General features: G+C 65.9%; 14 protein-coding genes. 7 read left to right on the forward strand and 7 right to left on the reverse strand.

From position 1 onward, the window contains the following. Together metF and ACLF6L_RS14020 are read left to right on the forward strand one after the other, a co-directional pair. On the forward strand, positions 1 to 864 hold the full coding sequence (gene metF, locus ACLF6L_RS14015; protein ID WP_238616347.1) for a methylenetetrahydrofolate reductase [NAD(P)H]: 864 nt from the start codon (positions 1 to 3) through the stop codon (positions 862 to 864). Further along, entirely contained in the window at positions 861 to 1,616 is a 756-nt protein-coding gene (locus ACLF6L_RS14020) for a 16S rRNA (uracil(1498)-N(3))-methyltransferase (protein WP_412851913.1), read from the forward strand. The genes metF and ACLF6L_RS14020 overlap by 4 nt, the downstream gene beginning before the upstream one ends. Before the next feature lie 5 nt (positions 1,617 to 1,621). Here ACLF6L_RS14020 and ACLF6L_RS14025 read toward each other — a convergent pair whose 3' ends face one another. The 6 genes from ACLF6L_RS14025 to ACLF6L_RS14050 form a co-directional block, all read right to left on the reverse strand. Beyond that, positions 1,622 to 2,092: a chemotaxis protein CheW gene (locus ACLF6L_RS14025; protein WP_238616349.1), complete on the reverse strand. Its 471-nt coding sequence runs from the start codon at positions 2,090 to 2,092 to the stop codon at positions 1,622 to 1,624. Then, positions 2,089 to 7,530 (reverse strand): Hpt domain-containing protein, encoded by a 5,442-nt coding sequence (locus ACLF6L_RS14030; protein WP_412851914.1) that lies wholly within the window; start codon positions 7,528 to 7,530, stop codon positions 2,089 to 2,091. The genes ACLF6L_RS14025 and ACLF6L_RS14030 overlap by 4 nt, the downstream gene beginning before the upstream one ends. 51 nt (positions 7,531 to 7,581) lie before the next feature. Further along, positions 7,582 to 9,648 carry a methyl-accepting chemotaxis protein gene (locus ACLF6L_RS14035; RefSeq protein WP_238616351.1) on the reverse strand — a complete coding sequence of 689 codons (2,067 nt, stop codon included), beginning with the start codon at positions 9,646 to 9,648 and terminating at the stop codon, positions 7,582 to 7,584. A 63-nt stretch (positions 9,649 to 9,711) separates the two neighbouring features. Further along, positions 9,712 to 10,260 carry a chemotaxis protein CheW gene (locus ACLF6L_RS14040; RefSeq protein WP_238616352.1) on the reverse strand — a complete coding sequence of 183 codons (549 nt, stop codon included), beginning with the start codon at positions 10,258 to 10,260 and terminating at the stop codon, positions 9,712 to 9,714. 10 nt (positions 10,261 to 10,270) lie between these two features. Continuing rightward, entirely contained in the window at positions 10,271 to 10,633 is a 363-nt protein-coding gene (locus ACLF6L_RS14045; protein WP_238616353.1) for a response regulator, read from the reverse strand. 67 nt (positions 10,634 to 10,700) lie between these two features. Then, complete coding sequence (locus ACLF6L_RS14050) at positions 10,701 to 11,057, reverse strand: response regulator (RefSeq protein ID WP_050814207.1); 357 nt, start codon at positions 11,055 to 11,057, stop codon at positions 10,701 to 10,703. Positions 11,058 to 11,304: 247 nt separating this feature from the next. Here ACLF6L_RS14050 and gshB point away from each other — a divergent pair, with 247 nt between their 5' ends. Genes gshB through ACLF6L_RS14075 form a run of 5 tightly spaced genes read left to right on the forward strand, consistent with a single transcriptional unit; the run spans position 11,305 to position 15,080 of the window. Continuing rightward, a complete protein-coding gene (gene gshB / locus ACLF6L_RS14055; RefSeq protein WP_412851915.1) occupies positions 11,305 to 12,270 on the forward strand; it encodes a glutathione synthase in 966 nt (321 codons plus the stop codon). After that, entirely contained in the window at positions 12,267 to 13,328 is a 1,062-nt protein-coding gene (locus ACLF6L_RS14060; RefSeq protein WP_412851916.1) for an FAD:protein FMN transferase, read from the forward strand. Before gshB ends, ACLF6L_RS14060 begins: the two co-directional genes overlap by 4 nt. Beyond that, positions 13,325 to 13,687 carry a NusG domain II-containing protein gene (locus ACLF6L_RS14065; RefSeq protein WP_008931375.1) on the forward strand — a complete coding sequence of 121 codons (363 nt, stop codon included), beginning with the start codon at positions 13,325 to 13,327 and terminating at the stop codon, positions 13,685 to 13,687. The genes ACLF6L_RS14060 and ACLF6L_RS14065 overlap by 4 nt, the downstream gene beginning before the upstream one ends. Next, positions 13,687 to 14,196 carry a Gx transporter family protein gene (locus tag ACLF6L_RS14070; protein WP_238616355.1) on the forward strand — a complete coding sequence of 170 codons (510 nt, stop codon included), beginning with the start codon at positions 13,687 to 13,689 and terminating at the stop codon, positions 14,194 to 14,196. Before ACLF6L_RS14065 ends, ACLF6L_RS14070 begins: the two co-directional genes overlap by 1 nt. A 5-nt stretch (positions 14,197 to 14,201) precedes the next feature. After that, positions 14,202 to 15,080: an energy transducer TonB gene (locus ACLF6L_RS14075; protein ID WP_238616522.1), complete on the forward strand. Its 879-nt coding sequence runs from the start codon at positions 14,202 to 14,204 to the stop codon at positions 15,078 to 15,080. An 18-nt stretch (positions 15,081 to 15,098) separates the two neighbouring features. On the opposite strand, the gene ACLF6L_RS14080 is transcribed toward ACLF6L_RS14075, so the two are convergent. Continuing rightward, positions 15,099 to 17,015, reverse strand: coding sequence for a methyl-accepting chemotaxis protein (locus ACLF6L_RS14080; protein ID WP_238616356.1), 1,917 nt, complete (start codon positions 17,013 to 17,015; stop codon positions 15,099 to 15,101). Positions 17,016 to 17,050 lie beyond the last annotated feature (35 nt).

Below are 17,050 nucleotides of genomic sequence, written 5' to 3' on the forward strand. Positions count from 1 at the left end.
ATGAAATCCCAACTTCGACACGAACGCACCTTCAGCTTCGAGTTCTTCCCGCCCAAGAATGAAGAGGGCGCGGAAAAGCTGCGCAAGACCTGGACCCGGCTGGCCAGGCTGGAACCGCGCTTTTTCTCCGTTACCTACGGCGCCGGCGGCTCCACCCAGGCCCGCACCCTGGAGACGGTGCTGGACATCCACACACATTCGGGCATTGCCGCCGCGCCCCACCTGTCCTGCATCGACTCCACGGCGGAACAGATGCGATCCATCCTCAAGACCTACATGGACAACGGGCTGCGCCATATCGTCGCCCTGCGCGGGGATCTGCCCTCCGGCATGCGCGAGCCCGGCGAGTTCCGCTACGCCAACGAACTGGTGGAATTCATTCGTCGCGAGACCGGCGATCACTTCACCCTGGAAGTCGCCGCCTACCCCGAGTTCCATCCTCAGGCCCCCAGCGCCTTCAAGGACCTGGAGAACTTCAAGCGCAAGGTGGAGGCCGGCGCCGACTCGGCCATCACCCAGTATTTCTATTCGGCGGATGCCTATTTCCGCTTCGTCGACGACTGCGAGCGCATGGGCATCAACATCCCCATCGTGCCGGGCATCATGCCCATCACCAACTACAAGCAGCTGGCCCGCTTCTCCGACGCCTGCGGCGCCGAGATCCCCCGCTGGATCCGCAAGCGCCTGGAAGCCTACGGGGATGACCTGGACGCCATCCGTGCCTTCGGTGAAGAGGTGGTAAGCCGCATGTGCGATCAGCTCCTGCACGAAGGCTCGCCGGGGCTGCACTTCTACACCATGAACCAGGCCGGCCCCGTCTCGGCCATCTGGAAGAACCTGGGCCTGACCCCGCAACCGGAATGAGAGTCCCCCGCTGCTATCTGGATCACCCCCTGGCCGTCGGCCGGGAAGTCGCCCTGGACGAACGGGCCCACCGCCATGTGGTGCAGGTCCTGCGCCTGCGCACCGGTGCCCCGCTGATCCTCTTCAACGGCGACGGCGCTGAATACACGGCCACGCTGATCCAGGCCGAACGACGGGCCTCGGCGGCGCGCATCGAGGCCCGTGTCCCCCGGGATACCCGGCCGACCCTCCCGGTCACCCTGGCGCAGGGCATCGCCAAGGGGGATCGCATGGATTACGGCCTGCAGAAGGCCACGGAACTTGGGGTGTCCCGGATCCAGCCGGTGATTACCCGCCGCACCGTGGGCGGCGACGACGAGCGACGCCTGGACAAGCGCATGGCCCATTGGCGGGGAGTGATCATCAGCGCCTGTGAACAGTGTGGACGCAACGATATTCCCGAACTGTTGCCGCCCATGCCCCTGACGCACTGGCTGGGGGCGTACCGAAGCGGCCCGGGGGCGGAGGAACAGGCACTGGGGCTGGTGCTGGACCCGAGGGCCACCCACGGCCTCACCGGCATCAGGAACCGACCGGCATCGATCCACCTGCTGATCGGCCCCGAAGGAGGACTGGAGGAAAACGAGATCGGCCAAGCCGTCCATGAAGGCATGACGCCGGTGCGGCTGGGACCGCGAATCCTGCGCACCGAAACCGCCGGCGTGGCGGCCCTGGCGGTGATTCAGGCCCTTTGGGGCGACCTGGGAGACTGATTGGTTCAGAGCCGGCTCAATACGTCCTTAAGCATGCGCTCGATGCCCTCGAAGGCGGGGATCATGCACAGTACCCCGCTGGCCCTGACCCGGGCCGCCACCGCCGCCGGGTCATCCTCCCGCCGGGGCAGATTCTGGATGTCGGCCGGGTTCAGCGTCACCGGATGGGGAATGCCCCGTACCTGCAGGGCGTAGTACTCCAGCCCGGGCAAGCGCTCGATTCCGTGCATGACCACAAAACGATTGATGCGGGTCTGACGCTCCCTGGGCACACCCAGCAGGGTGTCCAGGGAGACGATAGGCACCTGGGACTGACGCCATTCAAACACGCCCCGCAACCAGTCCGGCGCGCTCGCCACTTCCCGCACCACCTGCTGGGTCACCACCTCGACCACGGCGGACTGGGGCAGGAGCAGGTTCTGCTCCTGCAGGGAAATGATGAAGGCATGGACACTGTCGCTGATGGACTCGCTCATGCCGCCCCCCCGCTGCCTTGATGCTCATCGAGCACTTCCCGAATCTGCGTCAGCAGATCCATCTCCTGATAGGGTTTGCCCAGATAGCGATTAACACCGATCTCCATGGCCCGTTGCCGGTGCTTGTCGCCGGTACGGGAGGTGATCATGATGATGGGCATGCGGCGCAGACGGGCGTCATTGCGGATATGAGTGGCCAGTTCAAAGCCATCCATGCGCGGCATCTCGATGTCCAACAACATCAGGTCCGGCACCTGCTCCTGCAACTGGGCCAGCGCGTCCACCCCGTCCCTGGCGGTCAGCACCTGGTAGCCCTGGCGTTCCAGGGCGCGGGCGGTGACCTTGCGGATGGTGATGGAGTCATCCACCACCATGACGGTGGCACGCCGGCGCTCGCTCGCCGTATCCGGCTGCACGCCGTGATAGGCCAGTCGGACACCGGCCCCCGCCCGCACCAGGGCCGGTACATCCAGGATCATCACCACGCGACCATCCCCCAGGATGGTGGCGCCGGCAATCCCCTTCACCCGGGAAACCTGAGGCCCCACCGGTTTGATCACCACCTCGCGACTGCCCATCAAGGCATCCACATGCAGTGCGATGCGATGATCGCCCGAACGCACCAGCAGGACCGGACACATGGCGTCCGGGGATGGTATCAGGGGACGGGATACCTTGAGCAGGGCACCCAGATGCTTCACTTCATAGGCGTTGCCCGCATACTCGTAGACGGGATCGTCGGCGGCATGGAACGCCGCCAGGTCACGCCCCTGCATGCGCAGGATGCCCTCGATGCTGGAAAGGGGAACGGCAAAGATCTCGTCACCGGTCTGCACCAGCAGGGCCTGACTGATGGCCAGGGTGAAGGGCAGGCGGATGGTGAAGCGGGTCCCCCTGCCTCGGGTGCTATCGATGGACAGCACGCCGCCGAGCTGCTTGATCTCGCTGTTGACCACATCCATGCCGACACCGCGACCGGAGATCTGGCTCACCTGACTGGCGGTGGAGAACCCGGATTCCAGGATGAACTGCATCAGGTCCTGCTCGGTGAGCAGAGACGGATCACTGGACAGGCCCAGCCGCGTCACCTTGGCCCGCACAGCATCCAAATCCACGCCCGCCCCATCATCGGCGACTTCCAGCACGACTTCCGAACCTTCACGACGCATGTGCAGGCGCACCTGCCCGGTCTCGTCCTTGCCCTGGGCACGGCGCCGGTCTGGCGCCTCGATGCCGTGGGAGATGGCATTGCGGAGCATGTGCTCCATGGGGGCCAGCATGCGTTCCAGTACCGAGCGATCCAGCTCACTGCCCTCGCCCTCGACTTCCAGTTCCACTCGCTTGCCCAATTCCGAGGCGGTCTGTCGGACGATTCGGCGCAACCGAGGCACGATGGTGGCGAACTGCACCATGCGGGTGTGCATGAGTCCTTCCTGAAGGTCGGTGGACACCCGGGTCTGCTGCAGTAACAGGGTTTCCGTGTCCTTGACCTGATCCGCCAGCAAACCCTGGATACTGGACAGGTCGCTGACGCTTTCCGCCAGGGCCCGGGACAGCTGCTGGATATTGGAATAGCGATCCAGCTCCAGAGGATCGAAGTCCTCCTGCCATCGGGCCGCGCCCTGCTCCTGTTCATGACGGAACAGGATCTGGGCCTCGGTTTCCATTTCCAGCTTGCGCAACTGCTCGCGCAGGCGCTGGATGGTCTGTTCCAGCTCACCCAGGTTGAAGCCGAAACTGGTGATCTGCTGCTCCATGCGGGCATGGTAGATGTTCACCTCGCCGGCGTAGTTCACCAGGCTGTCCAGCACGTCGGCACGGACACGCACCACATCCTGCCCGGCGGCACCGGCACGGGCCGGCTCAGGGGCGGGCCGAGGCGGTTCGGCTTCCACGCGCAGGGGAATCACCGGCTCGGCGGCACGCTCCAGGACCGGCCGGCGGCGGATCTCGGTATCCGCCTCGGGCTCCACTGCCGGCGGCGGGGACGGCTCGGCGATGGAGACGGCCTCGCCTCCCTCGATCAAGGCATGCAGACGCGCCACCAGCCGAGGCACGGGGACCACCGTCTCGCCCTGCCGGGCCTGTTCCACCATGGTGTTGAGTTGATCCAGGGCCTGTCGCGCCACCTCGATCATGGGGGATTCCGGCGCCCGTTCCCCCTCGGTCAGGGCGATCATGAGGCTTTCCAGGGCATGGCTCAGATCGCCGATGGGGGTCATGCCGGCCATCCGGGCACCACCCTTGAGGGTATGGAGCTGACGCTGGAAGGCCTGTACGGGGTCTGGATTACCCAGGGATTCGGACCAAAGATCCAACGAGGCATCGGCGGCATGGAGAATGTCCACCGCCTCCTCCAGGAACAGTGCCACCAGCTCCGGATCCGGCTCGTCCGTGACCGACTCCAACTCCAACTCCGGCGCTGGTTCGGGTTCGGGTTCGGGTTCGGGTTCGGAGTCAAGGATATCCAGGTCCGCGCGCGCTTCCGGCGACGCGACATCGGCCGGCTCGGCAGCCTCGAGGTCCCATGCCTGGCGCAGGGCCTCCTGATGGGCCTGCTCCTGCTCGTGAAGCTGTCGGAACCGGGCTTCCAGCGCCTCCGCCGTGGGCAGGGAGGCATCCCCCCGCTCCAGGGCATCCAGAACCCCATACACATGCACGGTCAGGGCGCGCAAATCCGGCAAGGCTTCCGGGGGCACCGATGGCTCCGCTTCCGCGCGCAGATTCAAATAACGCTCACAGGTGCCGCAGACCGCGGAGATCTCGGGCACCTCGGCGGTACGGGCACTGCCGTTGAGGGTATGCATCGCCCGCAGCAGCTCGGACTGGATGGGAAGGCCCGCGGCCCCCGGCGGCACCTCGTCCAGCAGGGCCTCCAGGGTCCGCAGGTGCTGGCGGGTTTCCGCGCCGAAAATGGACAGCAGCACCGGATCCATGCGTGACACGGGTCCAGACTGCTCCGGCGGCTCCGCCGCAAGAGGCATGTCGACCGGCTGCGGTTCCACCAGGGCCTGCAATCGCAGGATCAGGGACTGGGCCTCGGCGACGGAACAGGGTTCACCCCGGATCTGGGCCACCAGACGGGGCAGCATCCCGCTGGAAGCTTCCATGGCGGCCAACACCTCCGGCCCCGGCGCGACCTGACCATCGATCAGATGATTGAGCAGGTTTTCGTTGGCCCAGGCAAATTCACCCAGCAACTGCGCACCGACCAAGCGGCCGCTGCCCTTGAGGGTGTGGAAGGACCGACGGAGCGTGACCAGGGCATCCTGATTGTCCGGATGTGCGCACCAGCGCGGCACCTGCTCACCGATCCGGATCACTTCCTCGTCGGCCTCTTCCAGGAACACCTCCAGGATGTCCGGGTCCAGGTCTTCGACCAGCGCGACGAGGCCGCCTCCGGCCTCGTCGTCGTCATCCTCCGTTGCCGGCACGACCGACGCCGCCGGGGGCGGCTCCAGATCTTCAAACTCCGGAACCCGCCGCGGAATCACCAGTGTACGGTCATCTTCCAGATCATCCTCCGACGGCTCCAGCCGCGGAGTGTGATCCGACACGTCCTCGTCATGGTCCGCTGACGGTTCGAGCCCGGGTAACGGCTCCCACTGAATGTCGTCGGGCGGCTCCGGCAGCGGCTCCCAGCGAATGTCCTCCTCGGGCAGGTCCGGCAAGGGTTCAAGCTCGGGCAGGTCATCCAGGGGGGGCGCATCCGGGAACGGCGACGCCTCAACCGCATCCACGGCCCCGCCAAGCCTTGCCAGCGCGGCATGCCCGCGGGCCAGCAGGTCATCGGCATTGCCATGGCCGCTCGTGCGTGCCTCCAGGGCGCATTCGAGGGCGGTCAGCACATCGGCCAGCAGGGTTTCCTCATCCGACTGCAGCGGCCGGGGGTCATCGATGCAGCGGGCCTGGATCACGTCCCGCAGTCCGTGCAAGAGGGTCACTTCGTCCGCCAGATTCAGCCAGGCCAGCACACCCGACAGACCATCCAGGGTGCGGGGCACCTCGCCCACCACGGCGGTATTTCCGGGGTCATGCACGAAGGTATTGAGGGCGTCCTTGACCCGGGCAAGATCGGCCAGCGCCTCTCCCATGAGGGAGTGCATGAGGGCGCGTGACTCCGTCGGCGACAGGGCCCCGAGCGTGCCGGGCAGCCCCTCCTCCCCCCCTTCGTCTCCCCGACCTTCCGCCGCGGAACGGATCGCCGCTTCCATGTTGAGCATGTCGGCGGCGGCCTGCATCAGGACCGTCTCTTCCGGGGCGGCATCGCCGTTCATGATGGCTTCAAGAATGTCCGCCTCGCGCAATGCAATCTCGCGGGGCTCCGCCATCCCCACCATGGCCAGGGTGTCGGCCATGCTGCGCAGCTTGCCCACCAGGGGCCGCAGAGCCTCCCGCTGTCGTCCGCCGGTGTGCATGAACACGTCCAGGTTGTCCTTGACGTCCGCCAGATCCTCCCGAATGGCGCGGGATACGGTCAGCATGAGTTCCCGGTTGGGTGCGCTGAGCCCTTCCTGGGCGGCGCGCAGCTCCGCCTCGTCGGGCAGCAGTTCCCCGAGACGATATGCCTCCCGCACGGCGGTGACCAGGGGGCCGCGGGAAGTGGCCCGCCCCGCGTAATACAGCAGATTGCGCAGCAGATCGTCGGGAATCCCCGCCGCCATGGCGGCTTCATCGTTCTCGATCAGGAAACGTATCTGGCGATCCACCTGCCCCAGCAACTGCTTGACGGCAGCGCCGGGCTCCAGCCCGCCGGAGCGGAGTGCCTCGCTGATCGCTCCCACCACCCAGAAGAAACGTTGCACCTCGGCCCGCCGGGCACAGCGGCGCAACCCGGCCACGGCCTTGTCGATACGCTGCGCCCCCGCCTCGATCTGCGCCCCCCTGAGCAGGCTGACCAGGCCGAGTTGATACTGATGCCGATAGACACGGGCCAAGGTCTGGATATCCACCCCTTGCTCGGTCGGCAGGAGCGGTTCTTCCAGCGGCTTGGCGCTGATCGAGGCCAGGTCAGGGAAGAAGAAGACGGTTTCGCTCAGCAGCGATGCCTTGCGGACGGTGCGCAGGTCATTGAGCAAGGGCAGCAGGACCAGCGGCACATCCCGGTGGCCGGTCCGCAGGTGTTCCAGATAATCCGGCAGCTGGAGCATGGCCCTGGTCACGGTTTCCAGGGCCTCTTCCCGCCCGGTCACCTCGCCGGCGAGCAGTGCCCCGACCAACGCGGACATCTCCCGTGCCAGCATGGCGGCACCGTGGAGATCCAGCATCCGTAGGGTGCCTTCCACCTGATCCAGCAACCTGCGGGCCTCTTCCAGGCTGTCCGTCCGCCCGGCATCATCGCTGAAGGTCTCAAGGGCAGCCCGTGCTTCCGTCAACAGGGCATCCAGTTCCTTCTTGACCCAGCGCAGTGCAGTAAGTTGTTGGCTGTCTACTGTCATGGTCCACCCTGTGCCCATGATCATGGGCCTATGCCGATCCAGACCTCAAGTTCAGGACTTGCCGGAAGCGGCGGTATCCGTCGGCCCGAGCACCACCGTTTCCAGCTGTTCGGACTGCGGCAGCTTGAAACCGGAGACCGACTTGCGCAATTCCGAGGCCAGATTGGCCAGATTGCCGATGGAGACCGCCGTCTCGTTGGTGCCGTCGGAGGTCTGCATGGTGATTTCCTGGATGACCGTCATGGTATTGGAGATGTTCTGGGCCGCTTCGGCCTGCTGACGGGCAGCCTTGGAAATGGTGGCGATCAGCTCCGCCAGCTGATGGGACACCCCTTCGATTTCGGCCAGGGCATCGCCGGCATCAAAGGCCAGCTTGGCGCCACTGACGACGTTGGCGGTGGAATGCTCCATGGAGATGACCGCCTCGTTGGTATCGGCCTGAATGGTCTTGACCAGGGCCTCGATCTGCCTGGAAGCATTGGAGGAACGCTCGGCAAGCCGCTGAACCTCGTCCGCCACCACCGCAAAGCCGCGTCCCGCCTCGCCGGCGGAGGAGGCCTGGATGGCGGCATTGAGGGCCAGGATATTGGTCTGGTCGGCGATGTCGGTGATCAGACTCACGATATCCCCGATCTCCTGGGAGGACTCACCCAGCCGCTTGATGCGCTTGGAGGTCTCCTGGATCTGCTCGCGGATGGTGTCCATGCCATCGATGGTCTTGCGCACCGTCAGGGCGCCCTTGGAGGCAATGGCCACGGACTTCTTCGCCACGTCGGCGGAGGATTCCGCGGAGCGGGAAACCTGCTCGATGGAGTCGGCCATGTCGGTGATGGCGCCGGAGGCGGAAGCGATCTCACGGGCCTGGAGATTGGAGGCATCCGCCAGGCGCAGGGCGGTGGCCTGGGTCTTGACGGCGGAGCCGGAGACCTGCATCGCGGTCTGGTTGATCGTGGTCACCAGGCTGCGCAGGGCGTCGATGGCATAGTTGACCGAGTCGGCAATGGCACCGGTGATGTCCTCGGTCACCGTGGCATGGACCGTCAGATCCCCCTCAGCCAGGTTGGTCATCTCGTCCAGAAGACGCAGGATGGCCCGCTGGTTGCGCCGGTTCTGCTCCGTGGTGACCGCCAGGCGGCGCTGGGCATCCTGGTAGAACAGGTAGGCCAGCAGGCCCAGCACCAGCACGGCGGCCAGGGCGAACAGATAGCCGGCATACATCCAGAGGCTGCCGCTCCTGGCCCGCTGATCCAGATCCTGCTGCAGCGCCGCAACGGCATTGAGCAGGGCCGGCGACTGCGCCTGAATGCGACGGGAGGCCTCGGCCACCTGGCCCAGCCGGCCCGTCTGGGCCAGCAGGGCCTCCACGTCGGGACGCACGCCGCTGAACACGGCGGCAATCTCCTGCACCAGGTCCCGCACGTCGGCCGGCAGACCGGCCCCGGTCTGCAGTCGGCCAAGTCCGGTCTGGAAATCGGCGGCATCCCGCTCCAGGCGGCCGGCGGTCACGGCCAGGTCGTCACCGGCCAGGATCCGGTTCAGATCCCGCTCCATGCGCTGGGCCAGGATGGCCTGTCGCGCGGCCAGATGGACCAGCCGGGCATCAATCCCCGACTCCGCCAGCCGGTCGGTCAGGGTATCGGCACGGAGCTGCAGCCGGGGCAGTCCCTGCGCCAGGGCGGCGGCATGGGTGGTGACGGCGGCAATGACGGTTTCATTATCCACCAAGACATTGACATGGCCCCGATACGTGCTCCAGGCGGATTCGGCGTTCCGCAAGGCATCGGCCACGGCCTCCGGTGCCGGTGGCAATCCCCGCCCGGAATCTCCCTCGCGCAAGTAGGTCAATCCCAGATCCAGTCGATCCCGCAGCCGGCGCAGCTCCACAAACACCGCCGGCTGGCCCGTCATCGCATCCCGCGACAACGCCGCCAGTCGCTGGGACATCAGTCGTTGTTCGGAGGCCAAGGCGGCATGCTCGCGGCTGTTGCCCACCTGCCCCGTATGCAGCACGAAAGCCATCACGGTCAGCAGCATCAGGACGACCAGCAGGCCGGCAAGCAACAGCATCCCCCGGCTGATTCCCAGCCGACCTGTCGCGTCACTTGAAGACGATTTCATCAGATTGATTCCTCGACCCATTGCGCCGCGGAAGACGGCTCAACACCCTGCATGTATCCGCGGCTACGCGGAGATGTTCATGAAATCCGGATCATCCACCAGCTTCCAGGGGCTGAACACGGCCAGATGCTCGGCACCTCGCCGGCATGCCCCCGTCAGGTAGGGCCTGAACGGCTCGTCCACCAGCGGCAGATCTTCCGTGCGCTCCTGTTTCCAGTAATGCTTCATTCCCAGCACCGCCTCCACCATGAGACCGGCATACACGCCCTGATGACTCATCACCAACAGACGGTGACGCCGCGTTTCGCCGGCAAGGTTCTCGCCGAACAGGAAACCGTGCAGGTCCATCATAGGCAGCAGATTGCCGCGCATGTTGGCGACGCCCAGGGCCCAGTGCTTGACGCCCGGCACACGGGTGCAGGGAGGCGGGGTCACGATTTCCGCCACCTGATCCATGGGCGCCAGCAACAACCGGCCATGCAACTGGAACATGACGCCTTTCCAAGCACCGCGCAGCTCGTCCTGGATCGGAAACTGCCCGCCCAGGGAACGCCCCTTGCGCTCCACTTCGAGCAGATAGGAGAACGGGTCCGTCATCGCGTTCGTGGTCACGCCGCCCCCTTCAGGACAGGATTTCCTTGAGGCTTCTGATCAGTTCCTTCTCGCGTACCGGCTTGACGATGTAATCCCGAGCCCCCTGCCGCATGGCCCAGACCTTGTCGGTTTCCTGATCCTTCGTGGTCACCATGACGATGGGAATATCGGCGGTGAGCGGATCCTGGGAAAGCTGGCGGGTGGCCTGGAATCCGTTCAGGCCCGGCATGACCACATCCATCAGCACCAGATCGGGCTTGATCTCCCGGGCGCGGGACATGCCTTCCTCACCGGAGGAGGCCGTGACCACCGTATAGCCATGCCTTGCCAGCATGGTGCTGATCACATGAAGTTCGGTGGGGGAGTCATCGACCACCAGGATGCACGTCATGACAACGTCTCCGAATTGAAATTCCGCCCCGGATCAGGTTACGCGGGGCCTGTACATGCATGAACCTTTACTGTTTCCGGACGTGCTGGCGAATGGCCCCCAGCAGATCATCCCGGGTGAAGGGCTTGGTCAGGTACTGCTCCGAACCCACGATCCGGCCCCGGGCCTTGTCAAAGATGCTGTCCTTGCTCGACAGCATGATCACGGGCGTCTGCCGAAATACCCGGTTATGCTTGATCAGCGCGCAGGTCTGATAGCCGTCCAGGCGGGGCATCATGATGTCCACGAAAATGATGTCCGGCTTATGCTCGGCGATCTTGGCCAGGGCCTCGAAACCGTCCGTGGCGGTCACCACCTCGCAGCCGTGTTTCTTCAGCAGCGTCTCGGCGGTGCGACGGATGGTCTTGCTGTCGTCGATCACCATGACCTTGAGGCCGGAAAGATCCTCTTGGCCGGCATTGTCATCCTGGGTGTATTCGTTCACACCGCCCCCGATACATCAATGTTTGCAGACAGGGTCTTGAATTTACTCCATGGTCTGGAGGGTATCAAACAAAACTGCCGGCGTGGATCACGGGGCCAGGTGGTGAGAAATCCCGCTCAGTCATTTATCTTGTGCGCATGTCGAACGAATTGCACCCACTCCCCCCCAGATCGTGCGAGGTTGCCCGATGAACGGCTCTCAGGTCCGCCTGGGCGTGGTCATGGACCCCATCCAGACCATCCAGGTCAAGAAGGACTCCACCCTGGCCATGCTGTTGGCCGCCCAGGCAAGGGGCTGGCAACTGCATTACATGGAACCGCAGGACCTGTGGCTGACCGATGGCCGGGTCCATGCCGCCTCCCGACCGCTGACGGTCAGGGACGACCCTCGCCGCTGGTTCGAACTGGGCAGTCCCGAAGAACATCCCCTGGCGACACTGGACGTGGTGCTGATGCGCAAGGATCCCCCGTTCGACATGGAGTATGTCTACAGCACCTATCTGTTGGACCTGGCGGCTGCCGAGGGTTGCCTGGTGGTGAACCGACCCGCCAGCCTGAGGGATGCCAACGAAAAGCTCTATACCGCCTGGTTTCCCCAGTGCTGCCCCCCCAGCCTGGTCACCCGCAACCCGGCCCGCATTCGCGACTTCATGGCCCGGCAGGGCGAGATCGTGGTCAAGCCCCTGGACGGCATGGGTGGGGCATCGGTATTCCGCCTGATCCCCGGCGACACCAACATCGGGGTGATCCTGGAAACCGTCACCGACCATGGGCGTCGCAGCGTCATGGCTCAGCGTTTCCTGCCCGAATATCGCCAGGGCGACAAGCGCATCCTGCTGGTGGATGGCGAACCCGTGCCCTATGCCCTGGCCCGCATTCCGGCGGAGGGCGAGGGGCGCGCCAACCTGGCCGCCGGCGGCCGGGGCGAAGGGGTGCCGCTGACCGAGCGGGACCGCTGGATCTGCAGCCAGGTGGGGCCGACCCTCAGGGAAAAGGGGCTGATGTTCGTGGGTCTGGACGTGATCGGCGATTATCTCACGGAGATCAACGTCACCAGCCCCACCTGCATCCGGGAACTGGATGCCCAGTTCGGACTCGATATCGGTGGCCAACTGATGGACGCCATCGCCGGCCACCTGGGGGCCCGTACATGAGCCCTCGTCACGCACTGTCAGCCGGCATGCACGGCCTCCGGGCACTGGCGATCCTGGGCCTGATCCTGCTGCTCGGCGCCTGCGAGCGTCCGGAGATCCATCGGGACCGATTCATTGCCTTCGGCACCCTGGTGGAACTGAACATCTATACATCGGACCGGGATCTGGCTGCCCGGGCCGCCGAGTCGGTTCGGGCCGACCTGGAGTACATGCACCGGGCCTGGCATGCCTGGGAACCCGGTCCCATGGGCCGGACCAATGAACTGCTGGCCACCGGCCTGCCGTTTTCCGCCAACCCCTCCGTCCTACCCCTGATCCTGGACGCCCAGCGCCTGTATGCAGCCAGTGATGGCCTGTTCAATCCGGCCATGGGCGCCCTGTTCGCTCTCTGGGGCTTCCAGACGGACGAACCCCAGGGGCCACCCCCGGCGCCGGAACAGATCCGGGCCATCCTGGAGCAGGCGCCGAGCATGGCCGATATCGAGATCGACGGCATCCGCATGCGCAGCCACAACCCGGCGGTACGGCTGGACCTGGGCGCCTACGCCAAGGGCTACGGCATCCATCAGGCCATGGAACACTTGCGCGGGATGGGCGTGGAAAACGCCATTCTCAATGCCGGCGGCGACCTGCGGGCCATCGGCCGTCCGGGTAACCGTCCCTGGCGCATCGGTGTCCGCGCCCCGGACGGACAGGGCGTACTGGCCTCCATCGAGACCCGGGGAGACGAGGCGATCTTCACTTCAGGAGATTACGAGCGCTACTACCTCCACGAGGGGGAGCGCTACCACCATATTCTGGACCCCCGCAGCGGACAGCCGGCCCGCGGCACCCATTCCGTGACCGTCATCCATGACAATGCCGCCGAGGCCGATGTCGCCAGCACCGCCCTGTTCATTGCCGGCCCCGGGGACTGGCCCCGGATCGCCGCGCAACTGGGCGTCGACAAGGTGATGCTGATCGATCACGCCGGCATCGCCCACCTGACGCCGGCCATGGAGAAGCGGGTGAAATTCGAAGGGACGCCGCCGGAGATCCGCGTCACTCCGCTGCCATGATGACCCGCGCCGATGCCTTCGTGATCCTGATGGCCGTCCTGCTGGTGGCGGGCAGTTATGCCTGGCTGTGGACGCCGGCCACCCCCGCCACCCAGGTGCGGGTGGTGGCCGGCGACCGGGAAATCGCCCGCCTGCCCCTGGATCAGCCCCGGCAACTGGAAGTCTCCGGACCCGCCGGCATCACTGTGGTGGAAATCCGGGACGGCGCCGCCCGCTGCGCCGCCTCCCCCGGCTCCCAGGGCATCTGCCAGCAGGCCGGCTGGCTGCGCCAGGCCGGCGACATGGCCGTGAGCCTGCCCAACCGGGTCATCATCGAGGTGCTGGGAGACGAGTGGGTGTTCGACAGCGTGAATTATTGATGCAACTGCCGACCACCCGGGAAGATCATCGCATTGCCTGGCTGGCCGCACTGGCCATCGCCGTGCACATCCTGGAGGCCGCGATTCCAAGCCCCCTGCCCGGCGTCAAGCCGGGGCTGGCCAACGTCATCACGGTGCTGGTGCTGATGCTGTTCGGCTGGCGCATGGCGGTCTGGGTCACCCTGCTGCGGGTACTGGCGGGCAGCCTGGTGATCGGCACTTTCCTCAGCCCCACCTTCCTGCTCAGTGCCGCCGGCGCCGGATGCAGCCTGGCCGTGCTGGGCCTGGCCCATCGCCTGGCGGGCGCCCGGCTCAGCCCCCTGGGCCTGTGCGTGCTGGCGGCGCTGGCCCACATGACGGGGCAGTTCCTGCTGGCCTGGTGGTTGTTCATCCCCCACCCGGCCTTGCTCAAGCTACTGCCGGTGCTGCTGAGCTTTTCCCTGGTGTTCGGCCTGGTGAGCGGTACAATAGCCGCCATGATGTACCAGCAGGTGTCCCGATCCCCGTGAACGCCATGACGGCCAACGCCGCTCCCATCACCGCCACCGACCGACTGGGCCTGGCCCTGTTCGTGGCCGCCGCCCTCCACGGCATCCTGATCTTCGGTCTGGGGTTCCAGTTTTCCCCCGGTCAGCCCCAGGTCCACAGCCCCGCCGTGGATGTGGTCCTGGTCCGGACCCGGTCGGAGACACCACCGGATACGGCGGAACTGCTGGCCCAGGCGGACCAGCAGGCCAGCGGCAGGGAAGATCCCGAAGGCCGCCCCGGTAGCCCGGTCACCGCGCCCCTCCCCCTGCCCACCGACGGCCTGGCCCAGGAGCAGATGCGGGCGGCCGCGCCCGATCCGGTACCCTTGGAGCAGACCGAGGTGATCATGACACCCGCCCCCCAGGCCCCGCCGCAGCCCGAACAGATCACGCAAGCCCCCATGCCCGAACAGCCCCTGAGTGCGCGGGAGCTGATGGAACGCAGCCTGGAGATGGCCCGGCTCAGCTCGGAACTGACCGAACGGGACCGCTACCAGGCCCCGCGTGCCCGCACCCACTATGTGGACGCCCTGAGCGCCAAGTCGGCGGTGGAGGCCGCCTATGTGGATGCCTGGGTACGCAAGGTGGAACAGGTCGGCAATCTCAACTACCCGGACGAGGCCCGCCGTCAGCGCCTCAACGGCTCCCTGGTGCTGAGTGTCCTCATCGACCAGGAAGGCCGGGTCCTGAGCATCGAGGTCGGCGCCAGTTCCGGTGAGCGGGTCCTGGATGACGCCGCCCGCCGCATCGTGGAACTGGCAGGCCCCTACGCCCCCTTCCCCGCCGAGATGCGCAGGGCCTACGACCAGCTGATGATCACACGCACCTGGGTATTCCAGGGCAACCAGGGGGTCAGAACCCGCTAAGACAACCGGCGCAACGGACTAGATCCGGAATCGCCCTACCCGATCCTGTAGTTCCGCGGCAAGCCGGGCCAGCTCGTCGCTGGCGGCGGCGATCTGGGTGGAACCATCCGCCGCCTGTTCCACCCCGCTACTGATGCGGACCAGGGAGCGGTTGACATCCTCCGCCACCGCCGACTGCTCCTCGGCCGCGCTGGCGATCTGGGTGTTCATGTCATTGATGGTGCCGATGGTCTGAGTGATGGTCCGCAGGGCCTCGGCGGCCCGCTCGGCCGAGGCCACACCGTCACTGGCCTTGGCATGCCCCGCATCCATCACCCGGGCGGCGGCCCGGGCGGCGGACTGGAGCTTTTCGATGATCCCATGGATCTCCTGGGTGGAAGCCTGGGTCCGGGTGGCCAGGCTGCGTACTTCGTCCGCCACCACGGCGAACCCCCTTCCCTGCTCCCCGGCCCGGGCCGCTTCGATGGCGGCGTTCAGGGCCAGCAGGTTGGTCTGTTCGGCAATGCCGCGGATCACTTCCAGCACAGTGCCGATGGACTCGGCATCGTCCTGAAGGTGATGGATCACCGCCGCCGCCTCCTGGACCTCCCGAGCCAGTTCCCCCACCTCCCGGGCGGTCTGCCGCACCACCCGGGCGCCATCCTGGGCGGCCCGGTCCGAAGACGAGGCCGCATCCGCGGCCAGGGAGGCGTTGCCTGCCACCTGGGTGACGGTGGCGGCCATCTGGGTCATGGCGGTGGCCACCTGCTCGGTCTCCGACTGCTGCCGCAAAACCTGCTCGCTGGTCTGGCGACTGGACACCGCCAACTGCTCCGCCGCCGCGCCCAACTGGCCGGTGGCCACGGAGACCTGCCTCACCAGGGTATGCACCCCGCTCACGAAGGTGTTGAAGCTGCGCGCCAGATCGCCGAATTCATCGTGGCGGTTGTCCCGCAACCTCTGGGTCAGGTCCCCATCTCCGGCGGCAATCCGGTCCAGAGCCAGCCGGGTTTCCGTCACCGGGCTGACAATCATCCGCGCCACCAGAAGAATGATGCCCGCCAGTAACAGCAATGTGATCACGAATACCAGCGCCAGGGTCAGCGTCAGCTCCCGGGCCGTGGCCATCAGGTAGTCGGCGGGAATGGCCACGGCCATGGACCAGCCCGGCGTATGGGGAATCGAGTGATAAGCGACCTTATAGGCACGCCCGTCATGCAACGCCAGGTCCGCCAACCCCTGCTCACCGTCCACCATGCGCCGGGCCAACCCCGCATAGTCCTGTCGGCGGGACTCCAGGGCATTGGAGGTCATGCGCAGATCGGCATCGGGGTGGGCCATGTAAACGCCCTGGGAACCCAGCGCCCAGGCAATGGCGCCGGGCTGATCCACGGCGCCACCGACGATATCCGTCAGGGTATCCAGTGTCACCGTCACCGCCACCAGACCGATGACTTCACCCCGGTCATCCTTGACGGCGTGAGCAAATACCGTGATGGCATTCCCCGTGCTGCGGGAGTAGACCGGATCGGTCACCAGCGCCTCGCGGGCCCTGTCACGCACGATCTGCTGAAAATAGGCCCGATCGGCCAGATTGGAGCGGTGACGATTGTGGTAAAAGGCTTCCCCTTGCGTGTTCACGAAGAACAGCACCTCGTACTCATCGCTCATATGCGCGCCGAAATGTTCCAGCAGCCGCGAGATGGCGTCCGTATCTCCCGTACTCAGAATTTGAGTCCGGGCCAGGGTGCGCACCACCGCCATGTGGGATTCCACCCACCAGCCCACGCTTTCGGCACCCCCCGACGCCATGCCCGCGGCAGAGTCCTCCATGATCGCCACCACCCGGTGATTAACCTGGGAAATGACGATGACCGCCACCAGTCCAAAAGCCAGCGCCATCGGCACACCGAAAAGAACCAGCATTTTGGGCAAAAGCCGGAGTCGATTAAGCATGTCACCATCCTGAAAAAAAGCGCCGCTCAACACAT

The organism is Ectothiorhodospira shaposhnikovii, assembly GCF_047222355.1.
In the GTDB taxonomy this organism is placed as follows: domain Bacteria; phylum Pseudomonadota; class Gammaproteobacteria; order Ectothiorhodospirales; family Ectothiorhodospiraceae; genus Ectothiorhodospira.

Excerpts from the sequence above, each read along its gene's own strand:
- metF (WP_238616347.1), top strand. The coding sequence starts at position 1 with ATGAAATCCCAACTTCGACACGAACGCACCTTCAGCTTCGAGTTCTTC.
- ACLF6L_RS14020 (WP_412851913.1), top strand. The coding sequence starts at position 861 with ATGAGAGTCCCCCGCTGCTATCTGGATCACCCCCTGGCCGTCGGCCGG.
- ACLF6L_RS14025 (WP_238616349.1), bottom strand. The coding sequence starts at position 2,092 with ATGAGCGAGTCCATCAGCGACAGTGTCCATGCCTTCATCATTTCCCTG.
- ACLF6L_RS14030 (WP_412851914.1), bottom strand. The coding sequence starts at position 7,530 with ATGACAGTAGACAGCCAACAACTTACTGCACTGCGCTGGGTCAAGAAG.
- ACLF6L_RS14035 (WP_238616351.1), bottom strand. The coding sequence starts at position 9,648 with ATGAAATCGTCTTCAAGTGACGCGACAGGTCGGCTGGGAATCAGCCGG.
- ACLF6L_RS14045 (WP_238616353.1), bottom strand. The coding sequence starts at position 10,633 with ATGACGTGCATCCTGGTGGTCGATGACTCCCCCACCGAACTTCATGTG.
- ACLF6L_RS14050 (WP_050814207.1), bottom strand. The coding sequence starts at position 11,057 with ATGGTGATCGACGACAGCAAGACCATCCGTCGCACCGCCGAGACGCTG.
- gshB (WP_412851915.1), top strand. The coding sequence starts at position 11,305 with ATGAACGGCTCTCAGGTCCGCCTGGGCGTGGTCATGGACCCCATCCAG.
- ACLF6L_RS14060 (WP_412851916.1), top strand. The coding sequence starts at position 12,267 with ATGAGCCCTCGTCACGCACTGTCAGCCGGCATGCACGGCCTCCGGGCA.
- ACLF6L_RS14065 (WP_008931375.1), top strand. The coding sequence starts at position 13,325 with ATGATGACCCGCGCCGATGCCTTCGTGATCCTGATGGCCGTCCTGCTG.
- ACLF6L_RS14070 (WP_238616355.1), top strand. The coding sequence starts at position 13,687 with ATGCAACTGCCGACCACCCGGGAAGATCATCGCATTGCCTGGCTGGCC.
- ACLF6L_RS14075 (WP_238616522.1), top strand. The coding sequence starts at position 14,202 with ATGACGGCCAACGCCGCTCCCATCACCGCCACCGACCGACTGGGCCTG.
- ACLF6L_RS14080 (WP_238616356.1), bottom strand. The coding sequence starts at position 17,015 with ATGCTTAATCGACTCCGGCTTTTGCCCAAAATGCTGGTTCTTTTCGGT.